We start from the raw sequence: 16,489 nt of genomic DNA on the forward strand, positions 1-16,489 counted from the left end.
AGCGAGCCTCAGTTTACGAAGTCGGTGAGGGTCTCGATTCCGATCGTGCGGTACATCGAGCGGACATAGTCGTAGTCCGAGTCCCTGACATCAGTCAGGAAGAAACCGCCCTTGAATTTCTGGTTGTCCTCGCCGGTCAGGATCGCTTTCATCAGCTCATTGCCATTCTTCGCAAAGGCATCGCGGATCTTGACGAACACGTCATCTGAAATGTCCTTGCGGGCGACAAGAATGTCGTTCGGCAGATCGCGGCCCCGTGCGATGACCGAGAAGGCAACGTCGGGGAATGCTTCCCGGACCGAGTTGAGATAGCCGAAATTCAAGCCGATAGCGGCGATGTCGCCGCGGATGAGAGCCTCAGCCGCGATGTTGCGCGATATGATTACTGGTTCGTAATCGGTGGCATATTTCAGGTTGAAATCGGCCAGCGCCTGCGCGGGGCCGAGGTGCTGGGAGGTCGAGCCGACCGAGCCGAATGCGACCTTCTTGCCCTTCAAGTCTTCGACCGAGCGGATCGGTCCATTCGCCAGCACGGCGATCTGAGCGAAATAGTCGGGGCGCTGCCAGGCGACAACAATCTTCGGCTGGCTTAATTCCTTCATGACGACGTATTCTGCAGGACCGGTCAGGACAAGATCGACCTGCCCGGAATTCATCGCCTCGACGGCGGTGGTCCGCGAACTGACCGGAAACAGCTCGACATCCAGGCCGGTCGCCTCCTCAAGAGCGGTCTGGAAAGCACCGAATTCCTGCTGAAGAGCCTCCAGTCCCTCCATGTCGGTTACCGCGAATTTCACTGGCTCCGCAAACACTGGAACGGCGGAGGCAAGCGTCAGGGCGAGTGCGGTTGCGATGCTGCGGATCATCGTTTTTCCTTTGCTGTATAGACAGGAAACTGTTACCCGCTAATCCGTATACGCAGCAGATGACGTGCTCGTGACATTTCGCCGGCGCCACCGGCAGCCTTTGCTTTTTTGAGGGATACAGTGAACTGGCACATCCAGGGTGGTCGCATCCTAACCGAACGGGGACTTGAAACCGCGGACCTGAGCGTCACCGGCGGCGCCCTGTCAGAGCTGCGAGCGGCCCATGCCTCCAGAATCGATGCCGATGGTCTGCTCGTGCTTCCGGGGATCGTCGATATTCACGGCGACGGCTTCGAGCGCCAGATCATGCCGCGGCCCGGTGTCCGCTTCGACACCGCGCTGGCGCTGAAAGATACGGACCGCCAGCTTGTCGCCAATGGCGTAACCACGGCCTTTCACGGCGTCACGGTGTCGTGGGAGCCTGGACTTCGGTCGCTCGACGCTGCCAAACAGCTGATCGGCGCGGTCTGCGATCTCCGCGATAGCCTTGGCTGCGATACGCGTCTGCATCTGCGCTGGGAGACCTTCGCGCTTGATCAGATGGCGCAGGTCGTACGATGGCTCTCGCTTTGGCCACGGCCGATCATCGCCGTCAACGATCACACGACGGGGTCGGTGCTGAACGGCACGATTGCCCGCAAGATCGGTCAGATGGCGGAGCGGTCTGGCTTGAGCCGCGAGCAATACATGACGTTGCTCGGCCAGATTTGGTCCCGCCGCGCCGAGGTTGAGATCGCGATCGGGAAGCTGGCCGCAACTGCGCGGGCCAATGGCAATGTGCTTCTTGCCCATGACGAAGCGTCTCCCGAGGAACGCATGTATTTTCGCGCCCTCGGCGCAAAGGCCTCGGAATTTCCGCTAACGCTCGAAACAGCCAAGGCCGCGCGGCAAATGGGCGAGGACGTGATCCTCGGCGCGCCCAACGTCGTGCGCGGCGGCAGCCATAATGGAGCGCTAAATGCCACCGAGGCCGTCAGAGCCGGACTTTGCACGGTGCTGACCAGCGATTACCACTACCCTTCGCCTCTGCATGCGGCCTTCAGACTGTCTTCGCCAGACGCCGGCGACTTCCCCTCGATCTGGAATCTGGTTTCGGCAAACCCGGCCCGGGTGGCCGGCCTCGACGATCGCGGCTCGCTTGTTGCCGGCCGCCGGGCGGATCTGATCCTGGTCGATGCTGGCGATCCAGAGCATCCGCGTGTGGTGGCCACCATGGTCCATGGACAAATTGTCTATAGCTCCGGGCTGTCCCGCACAGACCGATGGTCTGCACAGCGGTCGCCGGTGGATAAGGTTTCATGAACTTGGACACGAAAATTTCAATACCACACGAGCGCAATGGCAATCGCCTTCTGGCCTTTGACGGGCTGGTCTTTCGGCCACGCAACGATACGCCGATCTGGCAGCAGATCTACGATCACATCTTCGATCTGATCGAGAGCGGCAGTCTTGCGCCGGGCAGCCAGCTTCCCGGAGAAACGCATCTGGCAGAGAAATTCGCGGTCACCCGCATTACGCTTCGCCGGGCGCTGCAGCAGTTACAGCATGAGGGCCACCTCACCGCCCGCAAGGGCGTCGGTATCTTCGTGCGAAACCTGCCCTCGACATTCACTGTTCGCGACGGACAGCGCTTTCTCGACAATTTCGAAGCCCACGGCCAGGAAATCGGCACCAATACGCTGCTGATCGTCCGGGAACCGGCCGAAGCGGCCGTGGTGGAACGGTTGCGTCTCGCACCTGACACCACCATTATCCGGCTGTGCCGGATCAGAACGTCGGACAAGCAGCCAGTTTACGTCAATACCAAGTTCTTTCCGGCGCATCTCTTCCCCGACTTCGAGCAGAGATACGATGTGCGTCAGTCGGTGACCGATGTTTTCCGCGCGCATGGCATCGACAACTACCGGCGGGCCGAGACGCGCATCAGTGGCGGCTTTGCATCCCCCGATGAAGCGGAAATCCTGCGGCTGACGCCCGGAACGCCAGTATTCCGCATCAATGCTGTCAACGAGGACCGCAGCGGCGTACCAATCGAATGGACCCGCGGCTGCTGGCCGCTGACATCCGTCGAATTCGTCTTCTGATTATGGCGCATGTCAACACGACCAGTTGAGGACGTCAGTCGGGCAATTGGGTCGACCCTTAGACAGACACCACAAGCCGGTCGAGAAAAGGCCGCTGGCCGACAAGCAACTTTTCCCGGGCCATTTCGAGGCCGAACCACCCTGCGCGATCGATCTCAGGAAAAGTCTGCATGCGGCCGCTGCGCGGCGGCCATCGCATCTCGAACATGTTGCTGCGCAAGGTGCCGGCATCGAAATCGCCTTCGGCGCCGAAGGCCGTAACAAGCTTGCCGCCGGGCTGGCGCAGTTCCCCTAGCGGAAGCAGTGCTCCCGAGAGCTCCCAGCCGGTTTCCTCCTCAAATTCGCGACGCGCCGCGGCTTCCGGCTGTTCGTCATCACCATACTCGCCCTTTGCGATCGACCATGCGCCGAGATCGCGGCTTTGCCAGAACGGCCCGCCCGGATGGACAAGCAGCACCTGCAGTTCGTTGGTCGATCTGCGGTAAGGCAGGATGCCCGCACTTCTTTTCGCCATCGCCTCATGCCTCCGGAATCCAGCCTGTCATCGCAGGCAGGCTGAACGGGAATGATGCGCCTGAATGGCAGATGCCGTTAGACTCGAGATACCTCAATTGATACTAGCCGCCGCCGCAAGTCGCTCATTCGGATTGCATTCGACTACCCCAGGCGGTGGTGGCGGCACTTCTGGAAATCCATCCACGCTGGCCATCAGCTCCAGATAGCGCTGAGCTGACGCGGCCCACTGAAATCGCGCCGCCCTGGCGCGACCGCGTGCGATCAATTTGGTTCTGAGGCCTTCTTCGTGGACCAGGCGCATAAAACAATCGAACCACGCATTCTCGTCGCAAGGTGATGCGTACAAGACCGCATCGCCGCCGATTTCGGGGAGGCTGGCACGGTCCGACATGACCACCGGACATCCCAGTGCCATAGCTTCGAGGGGCGGCAGCCCGAAACCCTCGACCAAGGAGGGGAACGCGAGGCATAGGCAATCGCGCAGAAGCGCGCCGAGTTCTGCGTCCGACCTTCTTCCCAGCCAAATGACGTTCGGCGATTTCTGGTCGCCGCTGCTGGCGAAAACGCGGGACGTTGAAGCGCCGACAACAACAATCTGCAGCCCCGCCGCGGCAAGACGCTCGTGCATGCCGATGATCAAGCCGACATTTTTGTGCGGGATAGAACTGCCAAGCACGACGATCGTACCAGGGCCGGCCACTGCCAGTGTTTGTTCCGAGTGGCAAGGAGCCCATCGCAACGCATGCTCATGCCCATTGCCTACAATTTCGACCTTTGCCGCCGGGCACACGCCATTGCGCGCCAGTTCACCCGCAGAGTATTTCGATACCGTCGTAATCTTATGCGCGGCCCGGCCCAAGGCAGGAACCAAGGTGCGGTAGAGAAGCCGAAATGGAAATGAATAGCTCTGCGGGCATGCCCGTGTATTGACGTCGTGAATGCACAGCACTTGTCGACGAACCGTCAAAGGGCCCGTATTGCAGAGGCTAAGCAGCCCGCCGCGAAGACAGGCCGGAAGCACAGCCTGTTCCCATAAATGCCCGCCAAAGCTGCCGACAGTCCGGACACGGATCGCTGCCAGGGGCAATTTGTCAAGCGCCCCCGGCGGGACCAGCAACTCGACCGTGAGATCCCGTGTCAAGGCAGCCTGACCCACGATCAAGGCGTCCAGCGCCGAAACGATCTCGCGTGCGTACCGCTGAACTCCGGTGGTCGGTTGCGCGAGAAAACGGCCGTTGATTGTCCAATGTCGTGCCATCACAGGGTTTTTGGTCACCAGCGCCATGCCTCAGTTGCACGACTTTGGACGACCAGGACAGCAGGGTCATCCTGGCCTTTGGGACGTACCCGGTCGTTTGCCCGAAAAGGCTTCCCGGCAGCTCTCATCCGAATGGCGAGGCCAATCATCGGCGTTTACGCCAAATGTGTGAGGTTCTGCGTGGCGCGGTTTTGATAGACTGCGTTGGGCAGCGCGGCAGATCTCAATCGTCGTGCTCGGATGGATGTCAGGCGAGTTGAGCGAGTGGAGTGATGCCGCATGATGTCCGGCGCAAAACAGGCAAGTTCGCGCTGATGCAGCGCCCGACCAATCCATTGCAACCAGGCTCCGTTGGACGGGCCGTCGCCGCGACCAGACGTCTTTGGACAGCCCTGGCATGCCTGCTTGGCATGACAGCTTCGGGCGCAGCGGATCTGCTCTGGGGGGTCAACGGCCATCCCTTCAACGCCTATCCCGGGATATCGATCGAACAGCAACTCGACTATGTCAGCGACCTCGGCATGAAGTCGTATCGGGTCAACATTTCCAGCGCCGACAGCGCCAACAAACTTGCCGAACTGGTCAAGGCGGGCAAGCAGCGCGGAGTCCAGATCCTGCCGGTAATCACGCCCGACCTGGACCTCGACAATGGGACCGTCGATGACCTCTATGCGCAAGCCTACGATCTCGCGTCGACACTGGTATCCCGCTTCAAGGACGACATCCGCGTTTGGGAGCTTGGCAACGAGATGGAGAACTACGCCATCCTGATGCCCTGCGAGATGCAGGACAACGGAATCCAATACAACTGCTCCTGGGGCCCTGCCGGCGGCACCGAGACGTCCGACTATTTCAGTCCGCGCTGGGCAAAGGCAAGCGCAGTGCTGCGCGGCCTGTCGGATGCAACCATCGCAGTGGATCCGACCATACGAAAAGCAATGGGAACGGCCGGCTGGGGTCACCGCGCAGCGTTCACCCGCATGCTGCAGGACGGCATCAGATGGGATATATCGGTCTGGCATCTTTACGAGGGCGATCCCGAGGAAGCGTTCAAGTTCCTGGCCACTCTCGGTCGTCCAATCTGGCTAACCGAATTCAACTACGCCGGGGGCAGCCAACGAGGGGAAAAGCAGCAGGCGGACGGTCTGGTCCAGACGATGACGCTATTGCGCCGATATCAATCTCGATATGGATTGGAAGCTGCCCATATCTACGAACTGCTCGACGAGCCGTACTGGGCGCCAAGCTACGAGGCCTTTATGGGCCTCGTGCGCCTGAAGAAGCGCGGCGAAGGGCTATGGGCGCCGAGCGGGCGAAAGCCGGCATACGATGCCGTAAAGAAGACCATTGCGAACGGCAATGCAGGCTCGAGCTCGTCAATGGCCACGACGGAGAGCTTGCCGCCTGCTGACCAGATGTCGGTGCCCCGCGTTCCCGGCATCGGGGCATTTCACCCCTGTTCGCTTGATGCGTTCGACAAGTCTGTCTTCAACCACGCCAACCAGATTGCATATGCTTACTGCCTGGTCCTGCGTCGCATGCCGTCTCCGACCGAACAGTGGCGCGAGGTCATCGCGATGAAGAAGGATCCATCGATCGTTCCATTACTGACGAAGATGTTGCTTTCGGTCGAATTCAGGACTGACAATCAGCCGGTTGGGCTTGGAAACGCGCAATACGTGGCCCTTCTCTATCGGACATTGCTGGGACGGGAGCCAGACGGCCAGGGACTTTCTGCTTACGTGTCGAAACTGGACAGCGACAAGGCGAGTGGAGAACAGATCGTGGCGGAATTGATCCATTCGTATGAGTTTCGCTCCAGACACACGGTTCTGTTTGCCAACGAGCCTTAGCAGGGGGGACAATGAACGTTTTTGGCCGACAGGTCGTGACTGGCGCCGTTTGCGCCGCTGTCGAGACTTGGGTCCGGCAGATCGCCATGTTCGGCGTGTTTGTGGTGCTGGCTCGCCACCGCCAGGTATTGGGCCCAAGGCATTCGGGCTCGCAGCGCTGGTCACTGGGCGCATATTCCGTTTGCCCGTCGACGGCGTAAGAGAGCGATAATGGAGGCGACCGGCAGAGAGATTATCCAAGGGGCAGCTTGGGTCGCAATCGAGACCTGGGGCCGCCAGTTGGCGATGTTTGTCGTCTTCGTCGTTCTCGCCCGCAATCTCGACCCGGAGGCATTTGGTTTGGCGGCACTCGCCATGGTGATGCCGACCATTGTCGCCGTTCCGGTGACGCGCGGAATCCCCGAAGCACTCATCCAGCGTCCGGATGTCGAGTGCATTCATTTCGACTCAGCCTTTTGGCTCCTTGCCGTCACCGGCTCGGCGTTCAGTGGGCTCGTCTGGACTTTTGCCGGCGCAATCGCCGCGGCATTCAGCCAACCCGTTCTGGAGGATCTTGTCCGCTGGACCAGCGTCGTCATCGTGCTCCAGGCCCTTGCGGCGGTGCCAGCGGCGATCCTCAAGCGCCAGCTTCATTTTCGACTGTTCGCTCTGCGAACGCTCGCCGGAACAGTCGTCGGCGGAACGATCGGAATCGGCACGGCAATCGCCGGCCACGGCATGTGGAGCCTGGTGTGGATGCAGGTCGCCAAGGCGGCTGTGGAAACCGCCGTTATTCTACTCGGAAGCGCGTGGCGGCCGCATCTCAGATATTCCCACGCACGCTGCCGCGAACTGTTCGGCTTCGCTGGTCCTCTCATCGGCCATTCCCTTTGGAATTTCGTGAATGACGAAATACCAAAGGTCATACTCGGCACCTTCCTCGGACCCTACGCGGTAGGCGTGTACGCTCTCGCCCGCCGACCGCTGGATCTTCTGAGTGAGGCATTTCTGGGTCCGCTTACGGCGGTGACCATACCAGCAGTCGCCCGAGTGCAGAGCGAGCCGGCGAAGATCGATGCTTTCTTCAACTCAAGCATACGCGTGGCAGCGATTGCCGGCTTCCCGGCATTTCTGGGGTTTGCCGCGATCGCTCCCGTCGCGGTACCTTTCATCTTCGGCCCGCAATGGGTGAGCGGTGTCGTCGCCGTTCAAATCCTGATGCTCCTTGGCCTGCAACGCACGATCGACAGCATCTGTGCACTCACCATCCTCGCGCTCGGTCATTCCGGCCTGATCGTCAAGCTAAACATATCCGAAACCGTCCTAGCCGTGATCCTCCTCACCGCTGCCGTGCAGGTCGACCTCGAGACAACGATGGCAGCTCTTCTGGCCTGCAACGTCCTGCTCCTGCCGGTCTTTCTCTTCCTCGTTCACCACCTCGCCCATATCGACGTACTGAAGCCGCTCAGAATATTCCCGCGGCTGGCGGTGGCGGGCCTGCTCATGTTCGCCGTTGTCACCGCTTGGCTCGTTGCGGCACCGGCCTCGACCTCCCAAGGCCTCCTCATCGCAGGCGGGATCATCGTCGGCGCCGCCGTGTATGTCGCCGCAGTCATTGTGCTTGTGCGTCCCGACCTTCTCAACGCACGCGACATGCTTCTCAGGGTGCGCCGGCCCGCATAGAGGTACCAAGCTCATGAAAGTCGCTTTCGTCTCGCAGCATTTCGACATGGTCCTTCCGCCCGACCAGAACTCGGTCGGCATCTGGACATAGGAAGTGTCACGCCGTCTGGCCTGCGGACTGCGAGACGACCGTGATCGCGCGTCACCCGCGCGGAAACCCCAAGCGGCTCGAGATCGATGGCGTGCGGATCGAACTCCTCACCTGCGCGCCGGCGCGTGTGTGGGGGAGAGCGTCCCGCATGTAGAGCCAGGCGCTCCGGGTGTTCATACCCCTCCCGAGGCCTGGCCGGAAGTTGTCGCCGCTCACCCTGAGGCCCGACTTGAGATCGTTGGCCCGTCCGCGGCACTGCCGCTGGACCTCCTGATCGACCTGAGCCGGGATCGATCCGGAGGTCTTGGGTTTATCCAAGGGGAAGCGCTTTCAGGGGTTCTTGCGAGATAGCTCTGCGCGAAATGATCCCGCCGCGGCTCGCCCACACGGTCACCTTCACCGGATGGAACCGTATGAAAAGTTCATCGAGCGCTGTGCCGGGGCCTCGCTGCTCGTCAATCCGTCACTTAGCGAATCCTTCGGCATGAGCCTGGTGGAGGCACTTGCGACCGGGACGCCTGTCGTCGCCACACGTGTCGGTGGCATGCCGGGGATTGTGGAGGCGACCGGTGGCGGCTTGCTCGTCGAAAAAAATGATCCGGCCGCACTTTCGGACGCGATCCCCCGCCTTCTCGCCGATCCCGAGTCAAGCAATGGAATCGGCCGACCGGGCGCCCAGCGGGTCGCGGAGCTCTATTCGTGGGAAAAATTGCCCAGTCGACCCGGGACCTGTACGATAAGGCTTTCGTCATCCACCGTTCACGGCTTGGAAAGCGAATCCGCTCTTTCGCTCAGCGCCGGGCCTTGAACGACGTGAACACCGAGCCCGTGTCATCTCCCCACTCCCAGTTGACGGCGAGTCCGACCCGCAAAATTTGAAGGGCGGCGTCATCGGGATATATGTCGGTGAGGCTTCGCTGCATCACCAGTTCGTCGTCGATCAAGATTGCAAACCGATTTCCGTCGAATGCAACGCGCATGCGAAAAGGTTTTCCCCAAACGACCTTGTCCGCCACATTTGTCCAAACTGCGTCATAAAGTTCCTCAAAGCCGAGCCGCTTGATGAACACCGAAATCGATGCACCCTGGTAGACGTCGTCGAGCCAAGTCGTGACACAAACGTAGTTGTCGCTGTCTTGCCAGAAAAGCAGTCCTGCCCGGCCGCGCTGATCTTGTCCTCGGCGCTCCCCAGGAGGTTTGATTGTGGCCTCGAGATCGGCGAATCCCGGTAGGTCCCATGGCAGCGAATAAATTGTTCGACCCGGGTTCGGTCTGTCTACGCTCGCGCGCACACGGGCGCTGCCCAGCCCGTCGACGTCGATGACACCGGTGCCCAGTGTTCTGGCCCATTGCCCGCCGCCAAGCTCCGACGTGCGGCGATCTAGTTCGCCGGCAGAACCGGTAAATCCGTCGGCGTAGGACAGGGTTGCTCCGAGTTGGTTCCAAGGTGCCCCCAGAGGCGCCATCAATGGGATGGGAACTTCGCAAGGATGAGCCTCGAAATTATGCCAGCGCGGCTCGCTATCGAAGCTTTTCCATATACCTACTCCGGTAGCGTTCTCGACTGAATCGGCATTGACAGACGCTTCGAAAAGGCGAGCCCCGTCAAGAAAGCAGCTCACCTGACCGTTCCAGTCAAGAATCTGGACCGAATGGGTAGAACACTTGCGCAAAGCGTGTTCCGTACCGGTCGCGATCGTAATCTCTTTGCCCGATTGCTTGCGCACCAAGGTCCATCCGAGCGTCGACAGTTTCAGCACCCAGAAATTGTCGTTGTCCCGAAACCGACAGACGAGACCACACACATCCGAGACGGCGCCAATTGCCAGCAGTCCGTGGATCAATCCTGAAGGGCGACCAGGATCGATGACGGATAGATTATCGCCAGCGTCATGCGAAAAATGCCACCGCCCCCCGATTGCGGCGATTTGGCCCGGCCAGCCTTCGACGAGCGCATCGGCAGCGTGAGCGGTGCCAAACAGGGTCGAAAATTCAGGTATCCGCCCGACTTGAACCGCTTGGACGCGTGTGTCGACCCGAAACCCGATCTGGCCAAGTGCCGACTGATGAACACCCGCAAACAGCTTTTCGTCCTTATTGAAAGGATCGACCGCGATCGGACGCATCATCGGAAAAGCGGCAAGCCCATGAGCTTTTTGGTCGGCAGCCGCATAATAGACAGCGCCCTGCTCTCGCAACGCCACGACATAATAGACATGAACGTTCTTTAGGCGCCGAAACGCTCTCAGGCATTGCTTTCCTACACGAGCCCACAACTCGCCGTTTTCGCCTTCGGCGGCGTGCACGACAAAGCCGCAGCCCTCTTCCACGGGATTAATCGGCGCCTCACTGGGGAACCAACCGACAGCCAGGTTCTCGCCAATGTTCGATCCCCGGTAGGTCCTAGAGGCGCTAAGTGTCCACCACCAAAAACGGCGAAGGGTGAGCCTCTTTCGTGGTGCACGTATCAGGGCAAGCAGACGGCCGGGCCATGGGTCAATGCCGGGTCCTCGCAACCAACGGTAGAGCCGACTGGCGAGGTCATCAGGCAATGGCGATCCCTGCGATGTGTTGTGGCCGTTGGTGATCGAGACCAATAGCACCAGACCAGCCTCTCGCTGAAAGGGACCATAGGAGATCCCTTGCCGGCCCCAGCCTGGCCTGACGAGTGGCTGGAAACGAAGTGCGCCGTGATCGATCGCAATCTGACGTTCGATGTCGCGACCTCGCCTGACACCTCCCTTTCCTGCCAAGGTGCCAATTACCGCACCGCGGGCGCGTTCATCTTGAAAATTGTCTGCGACAAGAACCTCCGGCCGGGCAACGCCGGACCCAGCCCCTTCAGCAGTTTCTGCCCAGCCATGGCGGTGCAACAACTAAGACCCTCCTCACGTCATCATGGGCTGCGCGAGAATCGTACGAGATTCTTCAAGGCATCGACGCGTCGTTGCCCCGGGCAGAAGTCGCGACCGCCTCGCTTATCCCGTTTGATCACGCTTGCTGTCCTTGCCTGAAATTCCAGCCATGGCGCCACTAAGATAGTTCGTAAGCGCCCATGGGCTGCGCGAAGACGTGTTCTACCTGCCATTCTCGATTATCATAGGAGGCTGGCAACTGTTTCAATGCGTAGCCTGCAGCAGTCAGGAATTCCGCGATCTTTCGGGCCTTGCGGTCGAGTCCCTCGCGCGTTGCATCGTCGACCTCATAAATCACCTTCGGACGGTGCCCACGCAGCGTTTCCATCATACCGCCCAGGACGTCGATTTCGGCGCCTTCCACGTCGATCTTGACCAGCGAGGGCGGCCTGAGGCCTCGCTGGGCGATGGCATCGTCGATGGCGACTATGCTGACTTCCAGGCGGCCGCTGATGTCCGGCGGTGCTCCCGCCGAGGCAAGCGCGGCGCCGCCGATGTGATGGGCGAGCAGAAGCTGGCCACGGCCGGATGTGGCGCCCGCAGCTTCGGCGAACACCCGTATCGTGTCGAACCCGTTGAGCCGTGCACTCTCTGCGACAGCTGCGGCGTTGCGGGGAACGGGTTCGAACGCATAGACTTGACCGCGCGGCCCGACGCGGCGCGCGGCGATGAGGCTGAAGAAACCGATATTCGCGCCGATGTCGAAAAAGGCGTCCCCAGGCGCCAGGTTTGCCGCGATCGCCTGTTGGATGGGCGGCTCGTAGGCGCCGCGAACAAAGTTCGGGTCGGCGCTCTTCGCCACGAGCTTGAGACCGGCGGCCTCGCCCTTGGCTATGACACGTGCGTCGCCGAACACGCCGAGGACCTTTGCCGTCAATGTCACGCGCTCTTCCCCATTTTGCGACGCCTCGGGACGGGGCCAGCCCGTGCCGCTCGCCGCGAAGGTGACAGATTGCGCGCCCGGGATCGAGCCCGACAACGGGTGGCCGCCTCCTACTTCCTCCGGCTGATCGCTACTCCGATTGTGGCATCCATATCTCATCTTGGGGGTACCTGCCTGCCCGGCCTCTCGGTCCGATGGAACGGTGTCATCGTCTCGCAAGACATGGATGGCCTAGAGAGCATCCCACCCCTTCGAAACGATCTCACGATCACCGTCGGCGTCGAGATCGACCGGACGGGCGCTGAGATGGCTCTCGACACCCTCCCCGACCAACTGCTCGATGAACCGCCCGCCGCCCAGATTGCGCCAGAGCGAGAGGCGCAGGGCGCCGCGGTGCTCGCCCATGTCGAGGTCCGGCCGGCCATCGTCATTGATATCCGCCACCGAAAGACTGTTGAGCGAGCCGCGCGAGGTGATCTCCTGCGGCTCCCAGTTTGGCCTGATGTCGCCGGGATTGCGCCACCAATAGGCCTTCGCATGGTCGGCCTACCCGTTTTCCTCACTCACGATGATGTCGGTTCGTCCGTCGCCGTCCAGATCGGCAACCGCCACGCGGTCCGGATAGACCATGTTGGGAACATTGGCGACTCGCGGCGCTGCCAGTCGGCAGAGCCATCCCCCGGATTGCCCCACCATGCGATCTCCTTTGCGTTGCCGGTAGTGGCCGCAAGGTCAAGCAGGATGTCGCCGTCGATATAGGCGAACGCGATCCCCTCGTCAGGGGCCTCAGGGCAAATGCGGATTAGCGGCCCCGCCGCCGTGTCGTCGGGGATGGGAAAGTAGAACACTCCGATACCGCTTGCGACCTCAAGCTCGGCCGGCCGCCTTCAACGATCTGCGACGGTGCATGGCCCTGAGCCCCGAGATCGTGGCTGGCGGCGGGAACCTCGCCGATCGCATGTTCCTCAAAGCCCCGCGCTGACGCCTACTGCGCCTGAAGCCACGCCAGGTTCAGTGTCTCGCCCCCGCCGCGCGGGGCGATCACGTCCGCGCGTCCGTCGTCGTCAACATCGATTGCCGCGATCGCATCCACTCCCTCGCCGAGCCGGATCTGTTCCCATTCACCTTGCCAGAGATCGGCCGGCCGGCGATACCAGAACGGACCCGAGGCTCTGTCTTGGATGGAACGGCGGCGCATCCAAAATGGGCCGCAAGTAAAGTCGCAAAGGGATCGAACCCGCACCGCAGCCTTGGGTCGAACCCCGAAGAGGTCATGGCCACCCCGCCGACTTCCTCCCGAGACGCTTCAGGCCGCCTACGTTCACACATTAAGCTCGTATCGCGTGAACATCTCGTGCTCGCTCAGCAGCCGATTCAGCAAATCGCCCCCACCTACATCCGCCAGGATAGGCCAGTCGTCGAGTCCTGCCGGCCGCTCCATCTGGGACCGGTGAGCTGCCAGCGCGTGACGTTTTACATCTATCACGTCGCCGATAAAAGCGTGGGAGTTGAACATTTTAACGCCGCGCAAGCCGGCAAGGGTCCGGACCGTTTGCCGCAATGCGGCGCGATTGAATCCAAGCACTCGATCGTGCAGGCGAACCCACGGCCACTGATACCAGTACCAGACTGGATATTCGAAAACGGTCACGCGCCGGCCATACAGTTGCAGCGCGCCTCGCGCGCCGAGATTGGCGGCAACATGGTCCGCGGGCGGCTCTTTTGCATGGGTGACGAACACGCTCTGCGGTTGCCAAACGAAAAGCAACTCAGCGATCGCCTCTACGATCTTGCCGACATGATGCTTAGCCATGCCGTCGGGAACTCGCAAAAATCTCACCCGATCAGCAGATCCGCCCAACCGGCAAACCGCCTCGATCGCTTCGCCCTCGCGGGCGATCCGCAGCGCCTCCCTGTCAATCCGATTTGGATGGGATGCCGAACCGTCGGTAACGAAAATAAACCGGACATCGGCGCCCGAACTGAACTTCTTGCTGGCGACCCCTCCACATCCCAACGTCTCATCATCGGGATGGGGTGCGATGATGACCGCCGACGCCTGCCAGTCTGCTACCTCGAATGGATGAGACCGCTTATGCATCGCTCTATCGAGCATAGCGCCAATCGTATGTCTGACGTCATGCATCGATGGTTCCGATCATCCCTTCTTCGGTGTGGTTCAACCCGACCTGCGCATGGTAGCAAAACACTGTAGGCGATTGGGGTGAGAAAACAATGAAGGTAGGAATTCTTGCTGGCGGACTGGGAACGCGGCTGGCGGAAGAAACCGAGATCCGGCCGAAACCAATGGTCGAAATCGGAGCTAAGCCGATCCTTTGGCATATCATGATGCATTATTATGCCTATGGACACCGCGAGTTCGCCGTCGCGCTGGGATACAAGGGCGAATACATCAAACGCTGGTTCAGCGACTATGTCGCATTCGATGGCAGCTTGACTGTCAATGCCGCATCGGGAAGCGTCAAGCGCCACTCGAACTCGCTGCCTGACTGGTCCGTCGATCTTGTCGAGACGGGACTGAATACACTGACGGGCGGCCGCATAAAACGCCTGATCGACTGGATGGGCGACGAGACTTTCATGCTCACCTGGGGCGATGGGGTTTCGGACGTCAACCTTGATAAACTGATCGCCTTCCACAAATCGCATGGCAAGCTTGCAACGATGACGGCGGTGCGTCCGCCAGCACGCTACGGGCACATCGAATTCGACGGCCATCGCGTTGTCGACTTCACGGAAAAGCCACAGGCCTCGGAGGGTTGGATCAATGGCGCCTTCTTCGTCCTCGAGCCGGGCATAAAGGACTATATCGACGGCGACGATGTCATGTTCGAACACGCGCCAATGCAGCGGCTCGCGGCCGACGGCCAACTGATGGCATATCGCCACGAATCCTTCTGGCAGTGCATGGATACCATTCGCGAAAAGCATCTCCTTCAGAAATTATGGGACAGCGGGCAAGCGCCCTGGAAAACATGGGAATTGATCGATGAAAGTTCTGGTTACAGGCCACCTCGGCTACATCGGTTCCGTCCTGACTCCGATGCTGCTTGAACGCGGCCATCACGTCACGGGTCTGGACAGCGACATCTTCCGGTCATGCACTTTCGTAGGGACGTTGGCCGAAGTGCCGACGATCGAGAAAGACATCCGCGACATCGAAATCGACGACGTCGCCGGCTTCGACGCGATCATCCATCTCGCCGGACTGTCGAACGATCCGTTGGGGGACTACCGACCCCAGCTTACCGAGGAAATCAACTGCGGCGCTTCGGTCAGGCTCGCGCAGCTCGCCAAGGCCGCCGGTGTCCAGCGGTTCCTGTATGCCTCCTCTTGCAGCAATTACGGCGCGGCCGGCGACAGCTTTCTAACTGAAGATGCTCCCTTCAACCCGGTTACGCCTTACGGCGCCTCGAAGGCGAATGTCGAGCGAGCGGTCGCGCCGATGGCGGATCAATCGTTCAGCCCGACTTTCCTGCGTGCTTCCACTGCCTACGGCCTGTCGCCTCGCATCCGCTTCGATCTCGTGGTCAACAACCTGACCGCCTGGGCCTACACGACCGGCCTGGTCTATCTCAAGAGCGACGGCTCGCCATGGCGTCCGATCGTCCATGTAGAGGACATTGCGCTGGCCTATATCGCCGTGCTCGAAGCCGAGCGAGAGCTGGTCCACAACGAGGCATTCAATGTCGGCTTGACCACGGAAAACTATCAGATTCGGGAGATCGCAGAGTTGGTTCAAACGATCGTTCCCGACAGCCGGGTGAAGTTCGCGCCCGACGCCGGGCCAGACAAACGGTGCTATCGCGTCGACTGCACCTATATTGGTCGCCGCCTGCACGGGTTTAAGCCGCAATGGACGGCGCGGCGCGGTATCGAACAGCTCTATCACACATTTCGCACAGCAGGCCTTGCACTTGCAGATTTCGAGGGCGAGCGGTTCAAGCGCATCGCCCATGTGCAGAAGCTGATCCAGGATGGCGAACTGGACACCGATCTGCGCCGCACGCCGCAATTAGCGGTAGCGGTTTGAACAAACACAGCCGGGAGCCATGCCATCATTGCTGGTGCAGCCTCTGCAACCGAGAAGGTTTGCCGCTCCTGCGGCGGAAGTCACATCGACACTTTCCTGAAGCGCGGCACGACGCCACCTGTCTTTCCGCTCAGTGTGGTCGTGGTCGAGTAGCTCAGCCATTCGGCTTTCGCCCTCACAGATCCGGGCGTGCGGCTTTCCCGCACCCGGCTCTTCCCGGGACCCGCGCGCCGTCAGGGCTCGAACTCCGACCAGCACATACGCCGGCTTTCTGGATACGCCGCGCAAAATCTGGCCGCCGCCTCGC

Annotated in this window: 16 protein-coding genes; 7 read left to right on the forward strand and 9 right to left on the reverse strand. The window is 60.8% G+C overall.

From position 1 onward, the window contains the following. Positions 1-8: 8 nt before the first annotated feature. Positions 9-866: a PhnD/SsuA/transferrin family substrate-binding protein gene (locus X738_RS59475; protein WP_023799565.1), complete on the reverse strand. Its 858-nt coding sequence runs from the start codon at positions 864-866 to the stop codon at positions 9-11. A gap of 120 nt (positions 867-986) precedes the next feature. On the opposite strand from X738_RS59475, the gene X738_RS59480 reads away from it, so the two are divergent. Both X738_RS59480 and phnF read left to right on the forward strand, forming a co-directional pair. Further along, positions 987-2,168, forward strand: a complete 1,182-nt coding sequence (locus tag X738_RS59480) for an alpha-D-ribose 1-methylphosphonate 5-triphosphate diphosphatase (RefSeq protein WP_023799566.1) — start codon at positions 987-989, stop codon at positions 2,166-2,168. Continuing rightward, the gene (gene phnF, locus X738_RS59485) at positions 2,165-2,950 is read left to right on the forward strand and encodes a phosphonate metabolism transcriptional regulator PhnF (protein WP_023799567.1); all 786 of its coding nucleotides are present in this window, start codon (positions 2,165-2,167) and stop codon (positions 2,948-2,950) included. The genes X738_RS59480 and phnF overlap by 4 nt, the downstream gene beginning before the upstream one ends. A gap of 58 nt (positions 2,951-3,008) precedes the next feature. Here the strand turns inward: phnF and X738_RS59490 are convergent, their stop codons facing one another. Then, a complete protein-coding gene (locus X738_RS59490; protein WP_023799568.1) occupies positions 3,009-3,464 on the reverse strand; it encodes an NUDIX domain-containing protein in 456 nt (151 codons plus the stop codon). 93 nt (positions 3,465-3,557) lie between these two features. Further along, complete coding sequence (locus tag X738_RS59495; RefSeq protein ID WP_084833738.1) at positions 3,558-4,724, reverse strand: glycosyltransferase family 4 protein; 1,167 nt, start codon at positions 4,722-4,724, stop codon at positions 3,558-3,560. A gap of 410 nt (positions 4,725-5,134) precedes the next feature. Between X738_RS59495 and X738_RS59500 the strand changes: the two genes are divergently transcribed. The 3 genes from X738_RS59500 (at position 5,135) to X738_RS87050 (ending at position 9,138) form a co-directional block, all read left to right on the forward strand. Beyond that, the gene (locus X738_RS59500) at positions 5,135-6,577 is read left to right on the forward strand and encodes a DUF4214 domain-containing protein (RefSeq protein WP_441295547.1); all 1,443 of its coding nucleotides are present in this window, start codon (positions 5,135-5,137) and stop codon (positions 6,575-6,577) included. A gap of 210 nt (positions 6,578-6,787) precedes the next feature. Further along, entirely contained in the window at positions 6,788-8,239 is a 1,452-nt protein-coding gene (locus X738_RS59510; RefSeq protein WP_023799572.1) for a lipopolysaccharide biosynthesis protein, read from the forward strand. Positions 8,240-8,634: 395 nt separating this feature from the next. Beyond that, on the forward strand, positions 8,635-9,138 hold the full coding sequence (locus X738_RS87050; RefSeq protein ID WP_245277673.1) for a glycosyltransferase family 4 protein: 504 nt from the start codon (positions 8,635-8,637) through the stop codon (positions 9,136-9,138). On the opposite strand, the gene X738_RS59520 is transcribed toward X738_RS87050, so the two are convergent. The 6 genes from X738_RS59520 to X738_RS59535 all read right to left on the reverse strand — a co-directional run bounded on the left by X738_RS59520 (position 9,122) and on the right by X738_RS59535 (position 14,274). Continuing rightward, on the reverse strand, positions 9,122-11,206 hold the full coding sequence (locus X738_RS59520; RefSeq protein ID WP_245277674.1) for an oxidoreductase: 2,085 nt from the start codon (positions 11,204-11,206) through the stop codon (positions 9,122-9,124). The genes X738_RS87050 and X738_RS59520 overlap by 17 nt on opposite strands. Positions 11,207-11,363: 157 nt before the next feature. Continuing rightward, positions 11,364-12,101, reverse strand: coding sequence for an FkbM family methyltransferase (locus tag X738_RS59525; RefSeq protein ID WP_245277675.1), 738 nt, complete (start codon positions 12,099-12,101; stop codon positions 11,364-11,366). Positions 12,102-12,359: 258 nt separating this feature from the next. Continuing rightward, positions 12,360-12,572, reverse strand: a complete 213-nt coding sequence (locus X738_RS87055) for an FG-GAP repeat domain-containing protein (protein WP_023799578.1) — start codon at positions 12,570-12,572, stop codon at positions 12,360-12,362. A gap of 102 nt (positions 12,573-12,674) precedes the next feature. Continuing rightward, positions 12,675-12,824, reverse strand: a complete 150-nt coding sequence (locus tag X738_RS87060) for an FG-GAP repeat protein (RefSeq protein ID WP_245277676.1) — start codon at positions 12,822-12,824, stop codon at positions 12,675-12,677. A 289-nt stretch (positions 12,825-13,113) separates the two neighbouring features. After that, the gene (locus tag X738_RS87065) at positions 13,114-13,326 is read right to left on the reverse strand and encodes a hypothetical protein (RefSeq protein WP_023799580.1); all 213 of its coding nucleotides are present in this window, start codon (positions 13,324-13,326) and stop codon (positions 13,114-13,116) included. Between the two features lie 123 nt (positions 13,327-13,449). After that, positions 13,450-14,274 (reverse strand): PIG-L deacetylase family protein, encoded by an 825-nt coding sequence (locus X738_RS59535; RefSeq protein ID WP_023799581.1) that lies wholly within the window; start codon positions 14,272-14,274, stop codon positions 13,450-13,452. Positions 14,275-14,363: 89 nt separating this feature from the next. Between X738_RS59535 and rfbF the strand changes: the two genes are divergently transcribed. Further along, positions 14,364-15,203 (forward strand): glucose-1-phosphate cytidylyltransferase, encoded by an 840-nt coding sequence (gene rfbF, locus X738_RS59540; RefSeq protein ID WP_023799582.1) that lies wholly within the window; start codon positions 14,364-14,366, stop codon positions 15,201-15,203. Then, positions 15,139-16,182, forward strand: coding sequence for an NAD-dependent epimerase/dehydratase family protein (locus X738_RS59545; RefSeq protein ID WP_023799583.1), 1,044 nt, complete (start codon positions 15,139-15,141; stop codon positions 16,180-16,182). The genes rfbF and X738_RS59545 overlap by 65 nt, the downstream gene beginning before the upstream one ends. The last annotated feature ends 307 nt before the right edge of the window (positions 16,183-16,489 follow it).

The organism is Mesorhizobium sp. L48C026A00, from assembly GCF_000502375.1.
GTDB lineage: Bacteria > Pseudomonadota > Alphaproteobacteria > Rhizobiales > Rhizobiaceae > Mesorhizobium > Mesorhizobium muleiense.